Below are 20,154 nucleotides of genomic sequence, written 5' to 3'. Positions count from 1 at the left end.
ATGACCGCCGCTCGTCCCGTTCCGATCGCGATGACCGCGATGACCGTCCGCGTCGCTCCTCGCGCCGCGACGACCGCAACCCGCGCTACGCCACCGATGAGAACTACGACGAGTACCGCGCCGACCGCGTGGAGCGCACCGAGCGCCCGCGCCGCCGCGTGCGCCGCGACTTTGATCCTTTTGAGGACTAAAGTACGCTCGCTGATCCTCGGCTGAGGACCGCATAGGAAGCCCGCCATCGGAAACCCGGTGGCGGGCTTTTGCATACCCGCGGAGGCACGGTAGCCACGCCGGCCGCGCGCCGCCGCATAACCGCAGGATTTCACCATTTTTGGGCAACATGCGTACAGATGTTTCACTCGTTGTTGCGGGGTGTATGGAATAATGGCACACGTACGCATCGGCAGCAGTTGCGCCGGTGCCCATAACCGCGCAGTCTTGCCGCGAACCGGGGGAGAAAACCCGGCCGTTCGCGAGGACTGACTACTCCGCGGCTATACCAAGGAGAACATCATGGTTGATCGTACGAAGGATCAATCCAAGGCGTCCGCAGTGATCGAGGATGCCGTTTCAGAGGAAGTGCGCGCCCAGCAGGCGCTGTTGAACGATACCGACCCGTCGCTGACCGACGCGGACGCCGTGGCCAAGGCGCTGAACGTCGACACGGCCACCGGCCTGAGCTCGGACGAGGCCAAGCGTCGCCTCGAGAAATTCGGCCCGAACCAGCTGGCCAGCGCGCCGCCGGTGCCGAAATGGAAGAAGTTCCTCGCGCAGTTCGAGGATCCGCTGGTCTATCTGCTGCTCGTCGCCACCGCGATCTCGGTGGTCGCATGGTTCATCGAACGCGCCAACACGCCGGGCGCCGGCGAGCCGGTGCCGTTCGACGCGCTCGTCATCGTGCTCATCCTGATCGTCAACGCGGTCCTCGGCTACATCCAGGAGGCCCGCGCGGAGCAGGCCGTCGCCGCGCTCGCGCAGATGACCGCGCCGCAGACCGCCGTCCTGCGTGACGGCAAGGTCGTGCACGTCAACACCACCGACGTCGTTCCCGGCGACATCGTCGTGCTCGGCGAAGGCGACACCGTCTCCGCCGACGGCCGACTGTTCGCCGCCGCGTCCCTGCGCATCGCGGAGGCGTCCCTGACCGGCGAATCCGTCCCGGTCGGTAAGAAGCCGGAAACCCTCGCTTCGGCGAAGGCGCTCGGCGACCGCGCGAACATGATCTTCAACGGCACGTCCGTCACGCAGGGCACCGGCCGTGCGATCGTCACCGGCACCGGCATGAACACGCAGGTCGGCAAGATCGCCGACATGCTTGCCGCCACCGACGACGAAGCCACCCCGCTGCAGAAGGAGATGGCGCACGTCTCCAAGATCCTCGGCCTCGCGGTGTGCATCATCGCCGTGGTCGTGCTCGCCGCGCTCGCCCTCACGCAGGGCTTCCACTCGGTGCACGACATCATCGACTCGTTGCTGCTGGCCGTCTCGCTGGCCGTCGCCGCCGTGCCGGAAGGCCTGGCCGCGATCCTGACCGTCGTGCTTGCGCTCGGCGTGCAGCGCATGGCCAAGCACAACGCGATCGTCAAGAAGCTGTCCTCCGTGGAGACGCTCGGTTCCGCATCCGTGATCTGCTCCGACAAGACCGGCACGCTCACCCGCAACGAGATGACCGTCGAACGCGTGGTCACGCCGAGCGGCGAAGTGCAGATCACCGGCACCGGCTACGCGCCGGAAGGCCGCATGGTGATGGTCGGCGCCGCGGACGGCGATCTGGCCGTTCCGGCCGGTGTCGAAGCTGAAGTGATGGCCACGCTGGGCGCGGGCACGCTCGCGAACGATGGCGACCTGCGCGAAAGCGAATCCAAGGCCGGCGTATGGGAGGCCATCGGAGACCCGACCGAAGTCTCGCTGATCGTCGCCGCCCGCAAGGTGCACGCCGACAAGAAGTACGCGAACTTCGAGCGCGTGGCCGAAGTGCCGTTCACGTCCGAACGCAAGCGCATGGCGATCGTCGCCAAGGACAACGCCGACGCCGGCAACCTGACCGTCTTCGCGAAGGGCGCGCCGGACGTGCTGCTCGCGTACTGCACGCGCATCGCCGTCGGCGGTGCGGTCCGGCCGCTCACCGAAGGCGACCGTCAGACGATCCTCGCGACCGTCGAGAAGCTGTCCGGCGAGGCGTACCGCACGCTGGGCGAGGCGTACCGTCCGCTCGGCGTCTCCTCGCTGGCCGACGTCCCCGGCATCGTGACGAATTCGGCCGGTCAGATCACCGACATTTCCGAACAGTCCGACGTGATCGAATCCGATCTCATCTGGGCCGGCATGGTCGGCATCATCGACCCGCCGCGCACCGAGGTCCGCGACTCCGTGGCCGAAGCGCACCGCGCCGGCATCCGCACCGTCATGATCACCGGCGACCACCCGCTCACCGCGGCCCGCATCGCCTCCGACCTGGGCATCATCGACAAGGGCGGCAAGGCGCTCACCGGCGACCAGCTCGACGCGATGGACGAGAAGGCGCTCGACAAGGCGACCTCCGAAGTGTCCGTGTACGCGCGCGTGGCGCCCGAGCACAAGCTCAAGATCGTCGAATCGCTGCAGCGTCAGGGTAACATCGCCGCCATGACCGGCGACGGCGTGAACGACGCCCCGGCCGTCAAGTCCGCCGACATCGGCGTGGCGATGGGCATCACCGGCACCGAAGTCACCAAGGAATCCGCGAAGATGATCCTCGCGGACGACAACTTCTCGACCATCGTCGCCGCCGTGCGCGAAGGCCGCGTGATCTTCGACAACATCCGCAAGTTCCTGCGCTACCTCCTGAGCTCCAACGTGGGCGAGGTGTTCACCGTGTTCGGCGGCGTCATGCTCGCCGGCGTGCTCGGCATCACCCAGCCCGGCTCCCAGGGCGTGACCGTGCCGCTGCTCGCCACGCAGCTGCTGTGGATCAACCTGCTCACCGACGCCGCACCGGCCTTGGCGATGGGCGTCGACCCGCAGACCGACGACGTGATGGCCCGCAAGCCGCGCAAGCTCACCGACCGTGTGATCGACAAGGACATGTGGATCGACATCGCGTTCATCGGCATCATCATGGCCGCCGTGACGCTGATCGGCATGGACATGCACCTCGCCGGAGGCCTGTTCACCGACCGTTCGGTGGACGCGCTCGGCCACGACGCGCAGATGACCGAGGCCCGCACGATGGGCTTCACGATCCTCGTGTTCGCTCAGCTGTTCAACGCGATCGCCTCGCGTTCGGCGCGCCAGTCCGCGTTCGTGGGCCTGTTCAGCAACAAGTGGCTGTGGGGCGCGATCGGCATTTCGATCCTGCTGCAGGTCGTGGTGATCTACGTGCCGTTCCTCAACGACGCGTTCGGCACCACGCCGCTCGATCTGGTGGCTTGGTTCGAATGCATCGGCCTGGCCGCGATCGTGCTGGTGGCCTCCGAAATCTACAAGGCCATCATGCGCGCCATCGACAAGAGCCGCGGCGTGACCGCGTGATTGTCGCATAAGCGCCCATAACCAAGAAAGAGGCTCCTTCGGGAGCCTCTTTCTCGTCTCGTGGCGCCGTGTTGCTTCGGCGGGCAGCGCCGTAGCCCGTCAGTCGCTCACGTCGGCCTTGTAGAAGTTGATGTAGGAACGGCTCGGGGTCGGGCCGCGCTGGCCCTGGTAGTGCGAGCCGGTGCCCTTGGAGCCGTACGGGTGCTCGGCCGGCGAGCTGAGCCGGAAGAAACACATTTGGCCGATCTTCATGCCCGGCCACAGCTTGACCGGCAGCGTGGAGACGTTGCTCAGCTCCAGCGTGATATGCCCCTCGAAGCCCGGATCGATGAAGCCGGCGGTCGAATGGGTGAGAATGCCGAGACGGCCGAGGGAGCTCTTGCCCTCCAGTCGTGCCGCCATCGTCGCGTCGAGCCTGACGTACTCCCACGTCGAACCGAGCGCGAACTCGCCCGGATGCAGGATCCACGGCTCATTCGGCGCGACCTCGAACTGTTCGGTCAGCGCGCCCTGGTTCTCGGCCGGGTCGACGTACGTGTACGCGTGGTTGTTGAACAGGCGGAAGAAGCGGTCCAGGCGCACGTCGATCGACGCGGGCTGCACCATCTCAGGAGTCCACGGATCAAGCGAGATGTGGCCGTCGGCCTTGGCGGCCAGAATATCGCGATCGGACAGCAGCATGAATGCTCCTTATGCATTGAGGACGTTGTGATCTGTACCCCTAGTGTAGCGGCAGGTGTCCGCACAGCGGCGTGGCGCTGTGGCGTCCGAACTCCCAGTCTTTTCCCAGACAAACCCATCATTGCCCTCAGGAAGCGGTGGTTACATAATAACCGTCAGCAAGAGCTGAACCGGAACAGCAGCAGTTCCCGATAACTGAAACCTTTCTTCTTCTCTCTCCTTTCTCTCCCCGGCGGTGACCCCGCCGGGGTTTCTTTGTTTCGGAACCGGTATATTGGCGTCTATGAGCGAAGACGCAGCAATCAGCGATGCCGCACCCGGCAACGGCGAGCAGAACGACGGAACGCCCGCGATCCCGGCAATCACACATGCGCGATACTCGCGAGGAGGCGGCGACGCCCTGCCAAGCCGGCCGATGTTTCTGTGCCTGCACGGATGGGGATCCAACGAGGACGACATCGCCGACCTGATGCGCTACATCGCGCCGTACAACGACCACGTCGCCCTGCGTGCGCCTGTGGAGTTGCAACCGGAGGCCGACAGTCGCCCCGGCGCCTACGCATGGTTCCGCGACGGCGTGCCATCCGGTGACGCGCTCGACCGCGCCGCCTTCGCCGCGGCGACCGCCATCGATCGTTGGGTGGACGAACATATCCCCGCGACCCGCGATGTGGTGCCGCTCGGCTTCTCCCAAGGCGGCCTGCTCGCCGTCCACCTGCTGCGCATCCACCCGGAACGCTACCGTGCCGCGATCTCGCTGTCCGGCTACCTTGCGCCAGGCGGCGTGCCCGGCACCGCGCCCGCCGACGACCGGCTCGCCAACTTCGACGTCCCCGTGTTCTTCACGTACGGCAAGAACGACGCCGTCATCCCCAAATACGAACTGTTCGCCGCGGCCGCATGGCTGGAGGAACACACCTGGCTGACCACGAAAAGCTACCACGGCCTCGACCACGCCGTCAGCATGGACGAGCTGTCCGACCTGCGCCAGTGGATGCTGCTCAACGGCATCTCCTCCGGCGTGCTGTAGAGAGCGCCACGGACCATCCTGCGGCCGCACCCCGCAAACGGTCCCGCACCCGTAGTCGCCCAGCGAGAAACGTAACGTGCCACGCGCATGCGGCTGATAGTCTTAGGACTCGGCGACCGCAAGAGAAGGAGGAGCCGTGGCGGTATTTCAACTCATCCTGTGCATCATCGCCGCGGTCGTACTGTCCTCGTTCATCAGCCGGTTCATTCCGAAGGTCTCCACGCCGCTCGTGCAGATCGCGCTCGGCGCGATCGCATCGCAACTGCCGTTTTTCCCCGAGGTCGACCTCGACCCGGAACTGTTCATGGTGCTGTTCATCGCGCCGCTGCTGTATCTCGAGGCGCATGAGATCGACAAGTCCGAACTCCTGCGCTCACTCAAACTGTCGTTATCATTGGCGATCGGCCTGGCGATAGCCACGATGGTCGCCGTCGGCTTCATCCTGCATGCGATCTGGCCAGCCGTGCCGTTGGCGGCGGCGCTCGCGCTCGGCGCGGCGCTCGGCCCGACCGACGCGGTCGCGGTCAGCTCGCTCGGCAAAGAGGCGGCGCTGACCAGACGCCAGACCGGCGTGCTCAAGGGCGAATCGCTGTTCAACGACGCGTCCGGCATCGTCGGCTTCCAGTTCGCGATCGCCGCGGCCGTCACCGGCCAGTTCGGCGTCGGCGAGGCGGCCGGCGAATTCGTCATGTCGTTCATCGGCGGCGGTCTGTTCGGTCTGGCGATCGGACTGATCGCGAACTGGCTGTTCGAAACGATCCGTTCGCTCGGCTGGGAGACGACCACCACGCGCATCCTCATGGAACTGTTCCTGCCGTTCCTGCTGTACCTGGCCGCCGAGGACGTGGCGCACGTCTCCGGCATCCTGTCGGTCGTCGCCTCCGGCCTGTTCATCCGGTTCGACCGCACGGGCATCGGTCCGAACGTGGCACGCACCAACATCGTGTCGAACAGCGTGTGGGGCGTGCTGTCGTTCGCGCTCAACGGCGCCGTGTTCATCCTGCTCGGCATGCTGCTGCCCGAGGCGATGGGCACCAGCTGGGACGATCCCGGCGTGAGCAACACGCTGCTCATCGGCGTGATCCTCATGGTCGCCGGCATCGTGATCGTGATGCGCTTCCTGTGGGTGAGCGTGATGCTGCGCCTCGCGCGCGACGTGAACACCCACCTGCGCCGCAAGATGACCCCGGAGCGACTGCGTTCGGCCGCGGTCATGACGTTCGGCGGCGCGAAGGGCACCATCACGCTGTCGCTGATGTTCACGATCCCGTACATGCTGGCCGACGGCACCTGGTTCCCGATGCGCGACGAGCTGATCTTCGTCGCGTCCGGCGTGATCATCGTCACGCTGCTGCTGGCGAACTTCCTGCTGCCGCTGCTCGCGCCGAACCGGTCGAAGGACACGTCGACGGAGATGACCGAGATCACGATCGAAGTGCTGCGCCGCACGGTCGAGGAGCTCACCGGCCGCGTGACCGACGAGAACCGCCGCGCGATCCTCATGGTCATCGACTCGTACACGAAACGCATCACCCGTCTCAAGCAACGCGTCGGCGAACTCGACCCGCAGGGATACGCGCAGCTGCAGATCGACGCGCTCGGCTGGGAGAAGGACTACGTCAAGCAGCGTCTGATCGACACGAAACAGGACAACGGCAACGTCTCGCCGCGCGATCGCGACCTTGAGATCGAAGCCTGCGAGCATCTGCTCGACCAGATCATGAACTCGCTACGCCACATCGACACCGACCGTAATTCCGGCACCATGCTGTGGCAGATCCGCGGCCGCATGCGCGCCCTTCAGCGTCGCACGCTCACGCTGATCAGGCGCACGAGCAGCCGCATCCGGCACACGACGCCGCTGATCAGCGATGACGCGATCTTCGCGCACTCGCGCATGGTCCAGCTCGACGCGTTCGACCATGTGATCGATCGTCTGTACGAGGAGATGACGCGCGACCGGTACAACACGGAGCACTGTTCGATGCTGCTGCTCGACTATCGTCGCGCGGAGTCCGCGCTGAGGTCGCGGCCGAACATGAGCGGCAGCGCCCAGTCGATGGCGATGGCGGAGGACGTCAAGCGCGAAAGCTACGGCATCGAGCTCGGCGTGATCCAGGACATGTTCGAGGCCGGCGACATCACGCGTGCGCAGGCCAAGGCGTTGCGCCGCAACGTGTACGTGATGAGCGTCGACGCGGATTCGAGTCTGTGACGCGAGTCCGCGTCGGCCGACGGTCGCGCGGCGTCGTGGACGCTACGGATGCCGTGGGCTCCATGGCCGTCGTGGACGCTACGGCCGCACGCCGTCGCGAATGATCCGGTGGATCCGCCCGGTCAGGTCGGCGATTTTCGCGTTCACGTCCGCCGGATCCAACGGCGCGTGATCGTAATAGGCGACATACGGCTCGAACCGTCGCGTCCAGGACTCGTAATCGCACACCTGCAGCTGGTTGCGGTAGCCGTCGTCCGTCGCGTTCCAGGTGATCAGCGAGCCCGGCGTGACTGGCAGCGCCATGGTCGTGTCGTGATCCACGATCAGGAACAGGTTCGGCACCGCCTTGGCCGGATTCGCGGTGATGAGCCCGTTGCGTTCCATCACCGTGTAGGACAGGCAGTCGTTCACTTCGAACCCGGCGAACTCCTTGGTGTCCGGGTCGACGCGCGACTCCAGCGTCGGTCGGACCAGGTCGCGCCGCGACAGGTCGGCGGCCTGTACGGAGGACCAAGACACGAAGCCGTTGGTCGCCGGATCGTACGGATCATAGATGGAACCGGCATTGCGGGGATCGCGCCGCGGATCGAAGATCTTGTACAACAGCGGCATCACGGGATCCTCGTTGACGGCGAAGTATTCGACCGTCAGCCGCGCATGCCGCAACGCCAGGCCGTCGACCCACGCGCGCAACTGTTCGAGCGTGGTGTCCTCCGACGTGCGCAGCGCATCGTACGCGACATGTGCCGTGGCGCCGTGCATCCGTTCGGTGCCGTTGCCGTCCGCCTCGGCCGTCATGACGGGCGGACGGTCGTCCGCGGGGTTCCCGTCTTCAGCGGAGCCCGGGGAATCATGTTGCGCGGTCGTGTCGGCTTGCGCGGTCGTGTCGGTTTGCGTGGCCGCGTCGGCTTGCGCGGTCGCCGGATCCGCGCCGATCGGGCCGAACGCCGCGAAATGCCGCAGGATCTCCGTCCGTATCGTGTCCGGAGTGCCTAACTTGCGCATGCGGTTGCAGAACCGCAGATGATCGAGCCTGTTCGCCAATTCGAGCACGTAATGCCGCGGACACAGCCTGCGCATGTGGGACGTGGTGCATTTCTCGTTCTCGCACATGACGACGAGGTAGTATTCGGCGCGGTCGGCGCAGTGTTCTCCCGTCCAATCGCAGGTCTGCGGACCTTCTCCGGTGAAGAAATCCGGTTCGTCGGGACCGGTCGTGCCGGACTGTACGGGCTTGTCGTTGTTGGGGTTCGGGGTATATGTCATATGGTTCGGGGGGAGTGTCGCCATTGCCTCGCTCACGTTCGTCGTCGTTAACTGCACCGTCGATGTGCACTGTCGATGGTAACAGGTCGGGGGAGACCCCGCGACACGGCGTGATTCGAAGGGGGAGCTGTGCGCATGGGGGAGTATGGTCGATTGGTATGAACGATACGGTTGATGTCAACGAAGCGATCACGAATTTCCCACGGCGCAGGGCGCGTACGTTGCGGTTCACCTGCGGCGCGCCGCGTTCCGCTCAGGTCATCGCAGACGGCACGCGGGCGCTGTTCCTGCGCTCCGACGGGCCGGAGGACCTGGTGACCTCATTGTGGATGAGCGAAACCGGTACGGACGCGGACGGAAACGAAACGCACCGCGAAGTGAAGCTCGCCGACCCGCGCGACCTGCTGGCCGATGCCGACAGCGAGGACGTGCCCGCCGAGGAGAAGGCGCGCCGTGAACGCGCCCGCGAAGGCGGTACCGGCATCGTCGGGTATTCGGTCGATGCGGCCGGCCGGCGTGTCGTGTTCACGATCAACGGTCGGCTGTTCCTCACCGAAATCGCGGATGAGAATGGCGATACGGCCGACGGCACCGCGGCCGACGGTGCGCCCGCACGTACGCGCCAGCTTGCCGCGGACCGGCTCGACGGCGACGCGGACCGGCAGGGCATGTACGGTCCGGTGCTCAACCCGCGCATCAGTCCGGACGGCCGTCATGTGCTGTACACCACCGGCGAGCATCTCATCCTCATCGACATCGCCGACTGGGCCGATGCGCAAGCCGATGCACAGGAGCGTGCCGACGCGCCCGCCGGCGACCTCGACGACGGCGTGTTCATCGCGATGGACGACAACGAGGACGCGCTGTCCGAAGGCGTGTTCGACGTGCTCGCCGACGATGCGATGGTCGACGAAGCGATGGCCGACGGTCGCGCATCCGACGCCGGGGGCGATCGGATCGGCGCGATCTGGGGAGTGTGCGACGGGGGCGACGGCTGCGGTGCCGGTCACGGCGACGACTCCGGCAACACGTGGAAGATCGGCCTCGCCGAATTCGTCGCCGGCGAGGAAATGGACCGCTACGACGGCTTCTGGTGGGCGCCCGATTCGCGTCACATCCTCTTCGAGACCTTCGATTCGTCGCCCGAACCGATGTGGTACATCAGCGATCCGGCCAATCCCGGTCGTCCCGCGGTCGGCCGCCGCTATCCGCGCGCGTTGACCGCCAACGCCGACACGACCCTGACCGTCGCGGCGCTCTCGTTCGACGATGACGGCCGCTACGCCGGCATCGACGGCGCGCCCGTGCGGTGGGACCGCAAGACGTACGAATACATCGCCGCCGTCCACTGGAGCGCCGGCCATCAGCCGATCGTGCTCGTGCAGGACCGTTGCCAGCGCAACGATCAGGTGCTCGCGGTCACGCCCGACGGCGATCGCATGGGCGAAACCCGCGTGCTGGCAACGCATCACAACGACCAGTGGATCGACCTGATCCACGGCACGCCGGCGTTCACGCCGGACGGGCGTCTGGTCTGCTCGCTTAACGACATGGATTCCGACACGAACCGTCTGACGGTCGACGGCCGGGCCTTCACGCCGGCCGGCTGGAACGTGCGGCAGGTGCTCGACGTCACCGACAAGGACGTGCTGGCGGTCGTGCAGCGCGAGCCGGATCTCGCGCCCGACGTTCCGGCCGCGTGGACGAAAGCCGGTTCGGGCGCCGCTGACGAGCGGCGGTGCGGCGGCCACGACGCGCGCAGCTTCGACGTGGTGAGCATCGCGTTCGACGGCGTGATCGAACCGGTCACGACGGTGCCCGGATCGTGGACCGCGTCTCGCGGCGCACGTGGCATGGTGGTCAGCGGGCGCGACATGGCTCACGACCATGCGATGATGTGGCACAACGGCCACGCGATCGCCAGTGATTCCGCGCACCCGGGATTCACGCCGAACGTGACGTTCACGCGACTCGGCGAACACCGTCTGTACACGGCGATCATCGCGCCGAGCGCGTCCAGCCCGTACGCGCATGCGACGAGCCTGCCCGTGCTCATGAAGCCGTACGGCGGACCGGGATTCCAGCAGGTCGTCGCCTCGCAGTCGTTCTACTGGGAGGGTCAGTGGTGGGCCGATCAGGGCTTCCTCGTCGTGACGGCGGATGGTCGCGGCACCACCGGTCGCGGACCGAAGTGGGACCGCGAGATCTTCGAGAACATGAAGGACGTGACCCTGGCCGATCAGGTCGAGGCCGTGCGCTCGCTGCCGGATGCGGTGGCCGCGCTCAACGCCGAGTGTGACGATCCCGGGAAAGTCTCGGGGCAGGCGGCGGATGAGGAAGCCGGTTCGGTCGCCGGTCGCATGCGCATTCCCGAGCCTGACCTGGACAAGGTGTGCATGATCGGATGGTCGTACGGCGGATTCCTGTCCGCGCTGGCCGTTCTGGACGCGCCCGACGTGTTCAAGGCCGGCTGCGCGGGCGCGCCGCCCACCGACTGGACGCTGTACGACACGCATTACACCGAGCGGTACCTCGGCCTTGATCCGAAGGTGTACGCCTACAACGGCATCGTGCAGGACGCGCCGAAGCTGAGCCGGGCGCTCATGCTCATCCACGGGTTCGCCGACGACAACGTGACCATCGCGCACAGCCTGCGGCTGAGCCAGGCGCTGATGGCCGCGGGGCGTCCGCACACGTACCTGCCGCTGACGGGCATCACCCATATGACCAACGACGAGACGGTGGCCGAGAACCTGCTGGTGCTGCAGCGCGACTTCCTGCGCGAGAAGCTGGGATTGTAGGGTTGTGTTTGATGTGAGAGGGTCTTCGCCGGTTTCGCTGGATTTGGGTGATGGGCGTGACCCCCTCAGTCAGCTTTGCTGACAGCTCCCCCTATCAGGGGGAGCACGTCCTAGTGAGCCGTTTGATCGCATGCAAACTGACGGCTCCCCTATCAGGGGGAGCAGGTTCTGGCGAATCGATCGAGCGTATGACAGAGTGACGGCTCCCCCTGATAGGGGGAGCCGTCAGTTTAGGGGAGCTCAGTGGCTCCAGACCGCCGCGTCCGGATCGTCGTCCGGGTTGTAATCGTCGTCATCGTCGTAGTCGGACTCGTTGTACGTGTACTCGTCGTCCACCACGCCCGAATCGGCCTCGGCGTTGAGCGCGTCCACGTCCTTCTTGTCGAGCTTGTACTGCGGCAGCACGTTCTCGATGTAGCTCTTCACGGCGACGGCCATCGGCACGTCGTGTCCGGCCTTCTCCGCGAGGAACCAGCGGTGGGTGAGCACCTCGTGGAAGAACTGCGCCGGCTCGATCTGCGAGCGGTATTCGCGCGGGATCATGCGCACGGTCGGCTCGTACACCTCGCGCATCCAGTCGGTCGCGACGATCTCCAGCTCCTCGCCCTCGCGCCACGTCGACGCGCGGTAGGCGTCGAGGTCGTTGAGCAGGCGTCGGGCCTGGTTCTCCTGCACGTCGAGGCCGGTCAGACGCAGCAGCTTGCGCGACGCATAGCCCGCGTCGACCACGCGCGGACGTACGAGTACGCGCTTGCCGTCCTCCGCGGTCTTCATCTCGAGCTCGTCCACGTCGAAGCCGAGCTCGTTGAGCTTGTTGACGCGCTTCTCGATCTTCCACATCTCGTCCGGGTTGAACTTGTCGGTGTCCGTCAGCGCGCTCCACAGCGAGTGGTAGCGGTCCGCGAGACGGTTGCCGACCTCGATCTCATCGACGTCGCTCGGCAGCAGTCGGCCGGACGACAGATCCATGAGTTCGCCGATGATGTTCGTGCGGGCGAGATCGATGTCGTACTCGCGCTGGCCCTGGGTCAGGTTGATCTGCAGGTCGCCGGTCTCGGCGTCCACCAGGAACGCGGAGAACGCATCGGCGTCGCGCAGGAACAGGACGTTCGACAGGGACACGTCGCCCCAGTAGAAGCCGGCCAGGTGCAGGCGGACCATGAGCACGGCCAGCGCGTCGATCAGGCGCTCGGCGGTGTCGGGGCGCAGGTTGCGGGCGAACAGCGCGCGGTACGGCAGCGAGAACTTGAGGTGCTTGGTGACGAGGATCGCCTCGAGCGGCTCGCCGTTGGCGTCGTGGCGGCCGGTGACCACGGCGATCGGCTGGACGGTCGGCAGGTCGAGCTTCTGCAGGCGTCGCAGCAGCTCGTACTCGCGTTCGGCGACCTGACGGGTGATTTCCTTCATCGCGTACACCTCGTCGCCCACGTGTACGAAACGCACGACGTGGCGGGAGATGCCTCGCGGCAGGTTGGCGAGAAGCTCGGTCGGCCATGTGGCGAGCGGCTTTTCCCACGGCAGGGTGAACATCTTCGGATTCGAGCTGGCGGCGGTGATCTTCAATGCCTGGGGCTCGGGCGATTCGGCGGACGCATCCTCGGCTTTGACGGATGTGGCCTTGAGGGCGCGCGGATCCAACTGGTTCAGATTGTTTGATTCCATAAGGTTCTATCGTACTTGCACAGGCGGAACGGTGGGCGACACGGGAATATGGCCGACGCGGGACGGGCAAAAGAAAAGCCCCGCTACTACGCGGGGCTTTTCCAACGAGGCCTAAGAGAGGAAGAGAATGCCTCGTTTAATGGTTGACACGGTTATCTCTCCGTGCCAAGTATCTACTAGTTCAGACGCAGCTCGGTCGACGGAGCGAACAGGTGCATCTTGGACGGGTCGATCTTGATCTTGACGGTCGCACCGACCTTCGGCAGCGCACGCGGGTTCACGCGAATCGTGGTGAGCTTGTTCTGGTCGGACATGACCTGAGCGGCCTCCGCGGCGGAACCATCGGTGATGATGTTGCCGTAGATGTAGCCGTCGGAGCCAAGATCCTCGACGTTGACGACCTTCAGGGAGAAGGCGTTCGGGTCATCCGGGGTGGCCAGGGAGGCGTCCTCCGGACGGAAGCCGACGACGATCTTGCCGCCGTCCTCGGCGGTCAGCTTGTTGACGGCCTCGGCCGGCAGATCCACGGTGTCCTCGCCGATCTTCGCCTTGCCGTTGACCACCGGGTGGGTGTTCAGGTTCATTGACGGGGAGCCGATGAAGCCGGCGACGAAGACGTTGGCCGGACGATCGTACAGCTCGGTCGGGGCGCCGACCTGCTGCAGGATGCCGAGCTTGATGACGGCGATGCGATCGCCCATCGTCAGGGCCTCGGTCTGATCGTGGGTCACGTACAGGGTGGTGACACCCAGCTGACGCTGCAGAGCGGCGATCTGGGTACGGGTCTGGACACGCAGCTTCGCGTCGAGGTTGGACAGCGGCTCATCCATGAGGAAGACCTTCGGCTCACGGACGATTGCACGGCCCATGGCGACACGCTGACGCTGACCACCAGACAGAGCCTTCGGCTTGCGGTCGAGGTACTCGGTCAGGTCGAGGATCTCGGCGGCCTTCTCGACGCGCTTGCGGATCTCGTCCTTCGGAGTGCCGGCGATCTTCAGGGCGAAGCCCATGTTGTCGGCCACGGTCATGTGCGGGTACAGAGCGTAGTTCTGGAACACCATAGCGATGTCGCGGTCCTTCGGCTGCATCGTGGTGACGTCCTTGCCACCGATGAGGATGCGGCCCTTGTTGACCTCTTCCAGACCAGCGAGCATGCGCAGGGTGGTCGACTTACCGCAGCCAGACGGGCCAACCAGCACCAGGAACTCGCCGTCCTTGATATCCAGATTCAGATCATCCACGGAGGGCTTGTCGTTGCCCGGGTAGATACGAGTAACATGGTCGAAAACGACTTCTGCCATGATGTTTCATCCTTTCAGAGGCAGGTACGTGCCTCACGATCCGTTGTAAAGGGATTTCTTCTTGTTTGCTGTGCTTCGGTTCATGGCTTCCCACATTGGCTAAGTCCCAAACCTCGGCGTTCAGTTATCTTCGGTTCTTTGAAGATCTCTTCGCTGAGCCATGACCAACTATACACGTCGATCGGGGTCCGTCAACGGTGCGCCACGGCGTGTTTTGTCTCGTTTTATGAATCTCAACGTTAAGATTCTGGTCGGGTATGCTACACGCGATGTAATCGAGGCCGTCCCCTTACCCTTCCGAAGCGGACCCATCGGCTAGAATCGGGGTGGAACGGACACGGAAAGGCGGTCAGCATGCGCGAGATCCGGATCGGTGTGGTCGAGGACGACCCCGCGGCCCTGCAGCGGGCGGTCGACTACCTCAACCAATACCAGTCGGAAACCGGCGAACGGTTCGTCGTCTCCGTGTTCGACGACGGCGAGAAGATCGCCGAACAATACAAGCCCGTCTACGACATCCTCCTGCTCGACATCGAGATGAAGCGCATGGACGGCATGGAGGCGGCCCGGCGCATCCGCGAGCGCGACGACAGCGTCGTCATCGTGTTCATTACCGCCGCGCCGCAGTACGCGATCAACGGGTATCAGGTCGGTGCGCTGTCGTACATGCTCAAGCCGGTGCCGTACTTCGCGTTCAAGCAGGAGCTGAAGCGGTCGATCGAATCGGTGCGTCGGCGCGGCGACGACGCGATGCTCGTCGACGTGGGCGGCGGTCAGCAGCGGCTGGAGCTGGCGGACGTGCTGTACATCGAGTCGATCCGGCATACGATCATCATCCACACGCTCGGCGGGGGGATGCAGGTGTCCGGCACGCTCAAGGATTTCGAGACGCGGCTGGCCGACCATGACTTCTTCCGGTCGAACTCGTGCTATCTGGTGAACCTGCGGCACGTGACCGGCATGGAGGACCAGGACTGCGTGATGTCGAACGGCGATCGTCTGCGGGTGAGCCGGCCGCGCAAGAAGGCGTTCCTGTCCGCGCTGACGGACTATATGGGCGGCATGTGACGGGCATGCCGGTGGAGGTGCGAGCATGATCACCAATGCGTTGCCCGATATTCCGAGGCTGTTCACGGCGGTGTGCGAGTGGCTGGCGTGCCTGACGTACATCGTGGTGGTGTACCGGCGCGTGCCGTTGCGGCGGACGATCGCGGTCTGTGCGGTCGGCCTGGCGGCGATGATCGGCATCCAGTATCTGGCCGGAGCATTGCCGATGTGGCTGTGGACCGGGGGTATGCTGATGGCGGTCGCCGGCATGTACCTGATCGTTTGGCTGGGTGCGGGGACCGGCAAGCGTGAGGGACTGTATATTACGGCGCGCGCGTTCGTGCTGGCGGAGCTTGTCGCGTCGCTGCACTGGCAGCTGGCGTCGTTCCTGGGACTGAACGGGATGACCGTCCTGCCGGACCCGGACGGAGCGGCCGGCCTGTGGTCGCGCTGGGCGCCGGTGGCGCTGCTGGTGGTCACGTACGCGTTGTGCTTCACGCTCGCGTGGGCGGTCGAACGGGGGAATTTCAGCGCGGACGCGCCCACGTCGACGACGATGCAGCTGGCCGTGGGCACGGTGGCGATCACGTTGGTGACGTTCGCGATGAGCAACCTGAGTTTCGTGTCGACGAACACGCCGTTCTCCGGATCGGTGGGCCAGGAGGTCTTCTATATCCGCACGCTGGTGGACTTCTGCGGGTTCGCGATCCTGTTCGCCCAGCAGGAGCAGGCGCGACGCGTGGAGGCGAACGCGGAACTGGCGTCGATCAACGCGCAGCTGGAAAGCCAGCATCAGGAGTATCTCGCCTCGAAGGAGAACATCGAGTCGATCGGGCGGCTGGCGCATGATCTCAAGCATCAGATCGCCGCGCTGCGCGCCGAGGTCGACCCGCAGCATGCGGCGGCAGGATTCGAACAGCTGGAGCAGTCGGTCGCGCAGTACAGCGCGCAGCAGCATTCCGGCAACCCGGTGCTGGACGTCATCCTGACCACGAAGACCCGCGCCTGCGCGGACCGTGGCATCACGCTCACCGCCGTGGCCGACGGTTCGCTGCTGGCGGGCATGTCGTCGATGGACATCGCCTCGCTGTTCGGCAACGCGCTTGACAACGCGATCGAGGCGACGAGCAAGCTGGCCGACCCGCAGCAGCGTCTCATCCGTCTCGCGCTGTACCGGCAGGGACGGTTCACGGTGATCCGCATCGAGAACTACTACGATTCAGAGCTGAGCAAGGACACCGCAGGCAACCTGCGCACCACCAAGCGCGATGCGTCGCGGCACGGCTTCGGCGTCAAGTCGATCCGGCACATCGCCCAGCAGTACGGTGGCGAGGTGACGATCCGCACCGAGGACCACTGGTTCACGCTCACCGTGCTCATCCCGCGGTAGGCGCGGCGCCTCCGTTCGAAAACAGCCTCTCAAATGAAAAGCTGCCGGGCATTGCCGCGGCAGCTTTTCGATCATCGGTCGTATGCCATTACTTCTTCGGCATGACCCAGAACTTGAGCAGCGGGTAGCTGACCACCACCGCGAGCAGCGTGTTCACGATGGAGGCGACCGTGCCCGCGACCCCGGCGTTCATGCCCCAGCCCTGGCACAGCGCGGTCACATAGCCCGGCAGCACGAGGTTGACGACCACGATGACGACGGCGAGGATCGCGTACTTCCACGCGGCGTCCTTGAAGCTCGAGTCGGACTTGAACACCCACTTCATCTGCACGAAGAAGTTGACCACCTGCGCGAGCACCTCGGCGAGCAGGAACGTGAGGAATCCGCCCAGGCCGTTGCCGGACTCCGGGTAGTTGAAGATCAGGAAGTGGAACGGCGCGGTGATGCCCAGGCCGGCCACGAACACGGCGGTGCCGATCCAGGTGACCACGAAACGCGTGATCGTGGAGATGTTCGACAGCAGGTTGAACAGGATGAACTCCCAGATCGTCGGATGCGTGGCGATCCAGCGGCGGACCGGGCCCATCTTGGCGAGCTCCTCGGCGGTCGGCGCGGACGCGGTATTGCCCGCGGTCTTCGTGGCGTCAGTCATGGTTGATCTCCTTTGCGGTGCGCTTGTTGGCGGATTGGTTGCGGAAGTAGCCGGCGATCAGCCCGCCGAGCCCGCGGAACGTATGGCCGTTGCCGATCTTGACGATCGCGTCGACCATGGCCGAATCGACCATGCCCTGCGTCATCTTGCTCATGGCGCGCGGCGGCATGTTGAGGATGAACAGCGTGTTGAGGTCCGGCGCGCCTGTCTTCTCGCGCACGTCGGCCTCGCGCTTGATCAGCGTGTTCGCGACGGTGCGCGCCACGAACCCGCGCGAGCCGGCCCAGCTGGAGATCGGGTCGTTCACGCCGAACGTGTCCGGCTTGCCCGGCGCGATCACCTCATGGCCGAACAGCACGGCCATTTCGGCGTCAGTCACGTGCTTGACGTCGCCGGTCAGGTACGAGCCGAGCGCCGGATCGGCCGGCTTCGCGTCCACGTCGCCCGCGACCGCGAACGGCGTCGACAGCGGCAGACGTTCGGCGTTGTCGCCCACGGACAGCGTCCAGATGCCGGACTCGGTCGCCAACTTGTCGGCCTTGGCATCGAAGTGACGGAACGTGTACCGGTCGAACTCGATGCGCACGGTCGCGCTCTCGTGCGCGCCGAGCGAAACCTTCGCGAAGCCCTTGAGCTCGCGGACCGGACGCAGCACGCCGACCGTCCTGCCGTCGGTCGCGTTCGCCGCCGAACGCGACGGTCCGGACACGTACAGCTGCGCGACGGTCGCGCCGGGAACGTCGGAATCGTTGGTCACGGTGAACTCGACGCCGGTCTCGTCGGCAACCAATGCCGAGTACGTGAACGTCGAATACGACAGGCCGTAGCCGAACGGGAAACGCACCGGAACGCCGGCCGTCTCGTAGTAGCGGTAGCCGACGAACGGGCCCTCGCGGTAGATCGCGTCGCGGCCGATCGCCGGATACCAGCCGGAGGACGGGCAGTCGTCGTAGCGCAGCGGCCAGGTCTCGGCCAGATGGCCGGACGGATTGACCTCGCCGGTGAGCACGCGCGCGGTGGCCGAGGCGCCGGCCTGGCCGGACAGGCCCACGTACAGCACGGCGGCGACGTCGTCGAACCACGGCAGCTCGACCGGGGAGCCGGCGACGAGCACGATCACGACCGGCTTGCCGGTCTTGGCCAGCGCGGCGACCAGATCGTTCTGCGCCTGCGGAATGGCCATGGTGGAACGGTCGAGGCCCTCGGATTCGCTACGCTCGTCAAGGCCGACGACGGCGAGAACCACGTCGACGTTCTCACCCGAGGCCAGCGCGACCGCATCCTCGATCAGCGAGGGGTTCTTCGTGCCCTGACGGTCGTAGCCCTGCGCGTATCCGGCGACGGAGACGGAGTCGAGCTTGCCCAGCTCGTCGAGAATGTTCTCCTCGCGGGTCGCGTTGACCTTGGACGAGCCGGAACCCTGGAAACGCGGGGTCTTGGCCATGTCGCCGACAACGGCGACGCGCGCGCCGGGCTTGAGCGGCAGGGCGGCGGCGTTCGCGGTGGGCGCACCGTTCTTGAGCAGCACGGCCGAGCCTTCGGCCACGCGGCGCGCGACCTCGTGATGGTCGGCGGCCACGTCGTCGGCGAGCAGGTCGTCGCGGCCCACGCCGGTCAGGCGCGTCGCGGCCGCGATCCTGGCGACCTCGGCGGCGCGCGCGTTGAGATCGGCCTCGGACAGCGTGCCCGCGGCGACCGCGCACTCCAGCTCGCGCACGGACGTGAATCCCGGCGACGGCATCTCGAGCGAGCCGCCGGCCTTGACCGCGGCGACGGCCGAGTTCGAGCCGCCCCAATCGGAGACGACCATGCCGTCGAAGCCCCACTCGTCGCGCAGGATGTCCTGCAGCAGATGCTTGTTCTCATGCGCGTACGTGCCGTTGATCTCGTTGTACGAGGTCATGATGGTCATCGGCGCGGCCTCGCGCACGGCGATCTCGAAGCCGGTCAGGTAGATCTCGCGCATCGTGCGCTCGTCGACGACCGAGTTGGACGCCTGACGGCGCAGTTCCTGGCTGTTGACCGCGAAATGCTTCGGGCAGGCGGACACGCCGTTGGACTGGATGCCGCGGATCAGGCCGGACGCCATGCGGCCGGCGACGATCGGATCCTCGGAATAGTACTCGAAGTTGCGGCCGCATAGCGGGTTGCGCTTGATGTTCAGGCCCGGGCCGAGCAGCACGTTCACGTCGAGGTCGTGCGCTTCGCGGCCCAGCGCCTCGCCCATCGTCTCGGCGAGCGCGGGATCCCACGAGTTGGCGACCGTGCCGGCGGTGGGGAAGCAGGTGGCCGGCTTGGAGGCGCCGAGGCCGAGATGGTCGCCTTCGCCGAGCTGGCGGCGCACGCCGTGGGGGCCGTCGCTCATCACGAAGCTGGGGATGCCGGCGCGTTCGTTGCCACGCGAATCCCATTCGGAGGCGCCGGAGAGCATCGCCGCTTTCTCGACTACCGAAAGTTCTTCGAGTTCCATAATCGTTCTCCCTTGTACCGCAGGCGCCGCAGGGCGCCGTTGACGCTGTCGTCGTTCCGGCGGATCCGTCGTGCCACGCTGCCGCACGCCATCCGCCGCTAGTCTGATTGAATCAGGTTCGGTCGG

Annotated in this window: 13 protein-coding genes; 7 read left to right on the top strand and 6 right to left on the bottom strand. The window is 65.7% G+C overall.

Annotation, left to right across the window (positions count from 1 at the left end; genetic code table 11):
• On the top strand, nt 1–191 hold a 191-nt coding region (locus tag GFD25_RS05460; protein WP_163230734.1), incomplete at its 5' end, for a hypothetical protein.
• A 322-nt stretch (nt 192–513) separates the two neighbouring features.
• Complete coding sequence (locus tag GFD25_RS05455) at nt 514–3,510, top strand: cation-translocating P-type ATPase (protein WP_163230732.1); 2,997 nt, start codon at nt 514–516, stop codon at nt 3,508–3,510.
• Nucleotides 3,511–3,609: 99 nt separating this feature from the next.
• On the opposite strand, the gene dcd is transcribed toward GFD25_RS05455, so the two are convergent.
• Nucleotides 3,610–4,191 (bottom strand): dCTP deaminase, encoded by a 582-nt coding sequence (gene dcd / locus GFD25_RS05450; RefSeq protein WP_163230730.1) that lies wholly within the window; start codon nt 4,189–4,191, stop codon nt 3,610–3,612.
• Nucleotides 4,192–4,474: 283 nt separating this feature from the next.
• On the opposite strand from dcd, the gene GFD25_RS05445 reads away from it, so the two are divergent.
• Together GFD25_RS05445 and GFD25_RS05440 are read left to right on the top strand one after the other, a co-directional pair.
• Entirely contained in the window at nt 4,475–5,221 is a 747-nt protein-coding gene (locus GFD25_RS05445; protein ID WP_163230728.1) for an alpha/beta hydrolase, read from the top strand.
• A 136-nt stretch (nt 5,222–5,357) separates the two neighbouring features.
• Entirely contained in the window at nt 5,358–7,436 is a 2,079-nt protein-coding gene (locus GFD25_RS05440) for a Na+/H+ antiporter (protein WP_163230726.1), read from the top strand.
• Between the two features lie 78 nt (nt 7,437–7,514).
• On the opposite strand, the gene GFD25_RS05435 is transcribed toward GFD25_RS05440, so the two are convergent.
• Nucleotides 7,515–8,702 carry a hypothetical protein gene (locus tag GFD25_RS05435; RefSeq protein ID WP_163230724.1) on the bottom strand — a complete coding sequence of 396 codons (1,188 nt, stop codon included), beginning with the start codon at nt 8,700–8,702 and terminating at the stop codon, nt 7,515–7,517.
• A gap of 158 nt (nt 8,703–8,860) precedes the next feature.
• On the opposite strand from GFD25_RS05435, the gene GFD25_RS05430 reads away from it, so the two are divergent.
• Nucleotides 8,861–11,503, top strand: coding sequence for a prolyl oligopeptidase family serine peptidase (locus GFD25_RS05430; protein WP_163230722.1), 2,643 nt, complete (start codon nt 8,861–8,863; stop codon nt 11,501–11,503).
• 240 nt (nt 11,504–11,743) lie between these two features.
• Here GFD25_RS05430 and GFD25_RS05425 read toward each other — a convergent pair whose 3' ends face one another.
• A complete protein-coding gene (locus GFD25_RS05425) occupies nt 11,744–13,165 on the bottom strand; it encodes a DUF4032 domain-containing protein (RefSeq protein ID WP_163230720.1) in 1,422 nt (473 codons plus the stop codon).
• A 176-nt stretch (nt 13,166–13,341) separates the two neighbouring features.
• On the bottom strand, nt 13,342–14,469 hold the full coding sequence (locus GFD25_RS05420) for an ABC transporter ATP-binding protein (RefSeq protein ID WP_163230718.1): 1,128 nt from the start codon (nt 14,467–14,469) through the stop codon (nt 13,342–13,344).
• A gap of 354 nt (nt 14,470–14,823) precedes the next feature.
• On the opposite strand from GFD25_RS05420, the gene GFD25_RS05415 reads away from it, so the two are divergent.
• Complete coding sequence (locus GFD25_RS05415) at nt 14,824–15,537, top strand: LytR/AlgR family response regulator transcription factor (protein ID WP_163230716.1); 714 nt, start codon at nt 14,824–14,826, stop codon at nt 15,535–15,537.
• Nucleotides 15,538–15,562: 25 nt separating this feature from the next.
• Nucleotides 15,563–16,906, top strand: coding sequence for a sensor histidine kinase (locus GFD25_RS05410; protein WP_163230714.1), 1,344 nt, complete (start codon nt 15,563–15,565; stop codon nt 16,904–16,906).
• An 88-nt stretch (nt 16,907–16,994) separates the two neighbouring features.
• Here GFD25_RS05410 and GFD25_RS05405 read toward each other — a convergent pair whose 3' ends face one another.
• Both GFD25_RS05405 and gluB read right to left on the bottom strand, forming a co-directional pair.
• On the bottom strand, nt 16,995–17,492 hold the full coding sequence (locus GFD25_RS05405) for a GtrA family protein (protein WP_239512421.1): 498 nt from the start codon (nt 17,490–17,492) through the stop codon (nt 16,995–16,997).
• Between the two features lie 58 nt (nt 17,493–17,550).
• Nucleotides 17,551–20,028, bottom strand: coding sequence for a beta-glucosidase GluB (gene gluB / locus GFD25_RS05400; RefSeq protein WP_163230710.1), 2,478 nt, complete (start codon nt 20,026–20,028; stop codon nt 17,551–17,553).
• Nucleotides 20,029–20,154: the final 126 nt, after the last annotated feature.

This window comes from Bifidobacterium aerophilum, assembly GCF_010667685.1.
Taxonomy (GTDB): domain Bacteria; phylum Actinomycetota; class Actinomycetes; order Actinomycetales; family Bifidobacteriaceae; genus Bifidobacterium; species Bifidobacterium aerophilum.
Note: the sequence above shows the minus strand (reverse complement) of the source record. Positions and strands in the feature narration are given on the sequence as shown.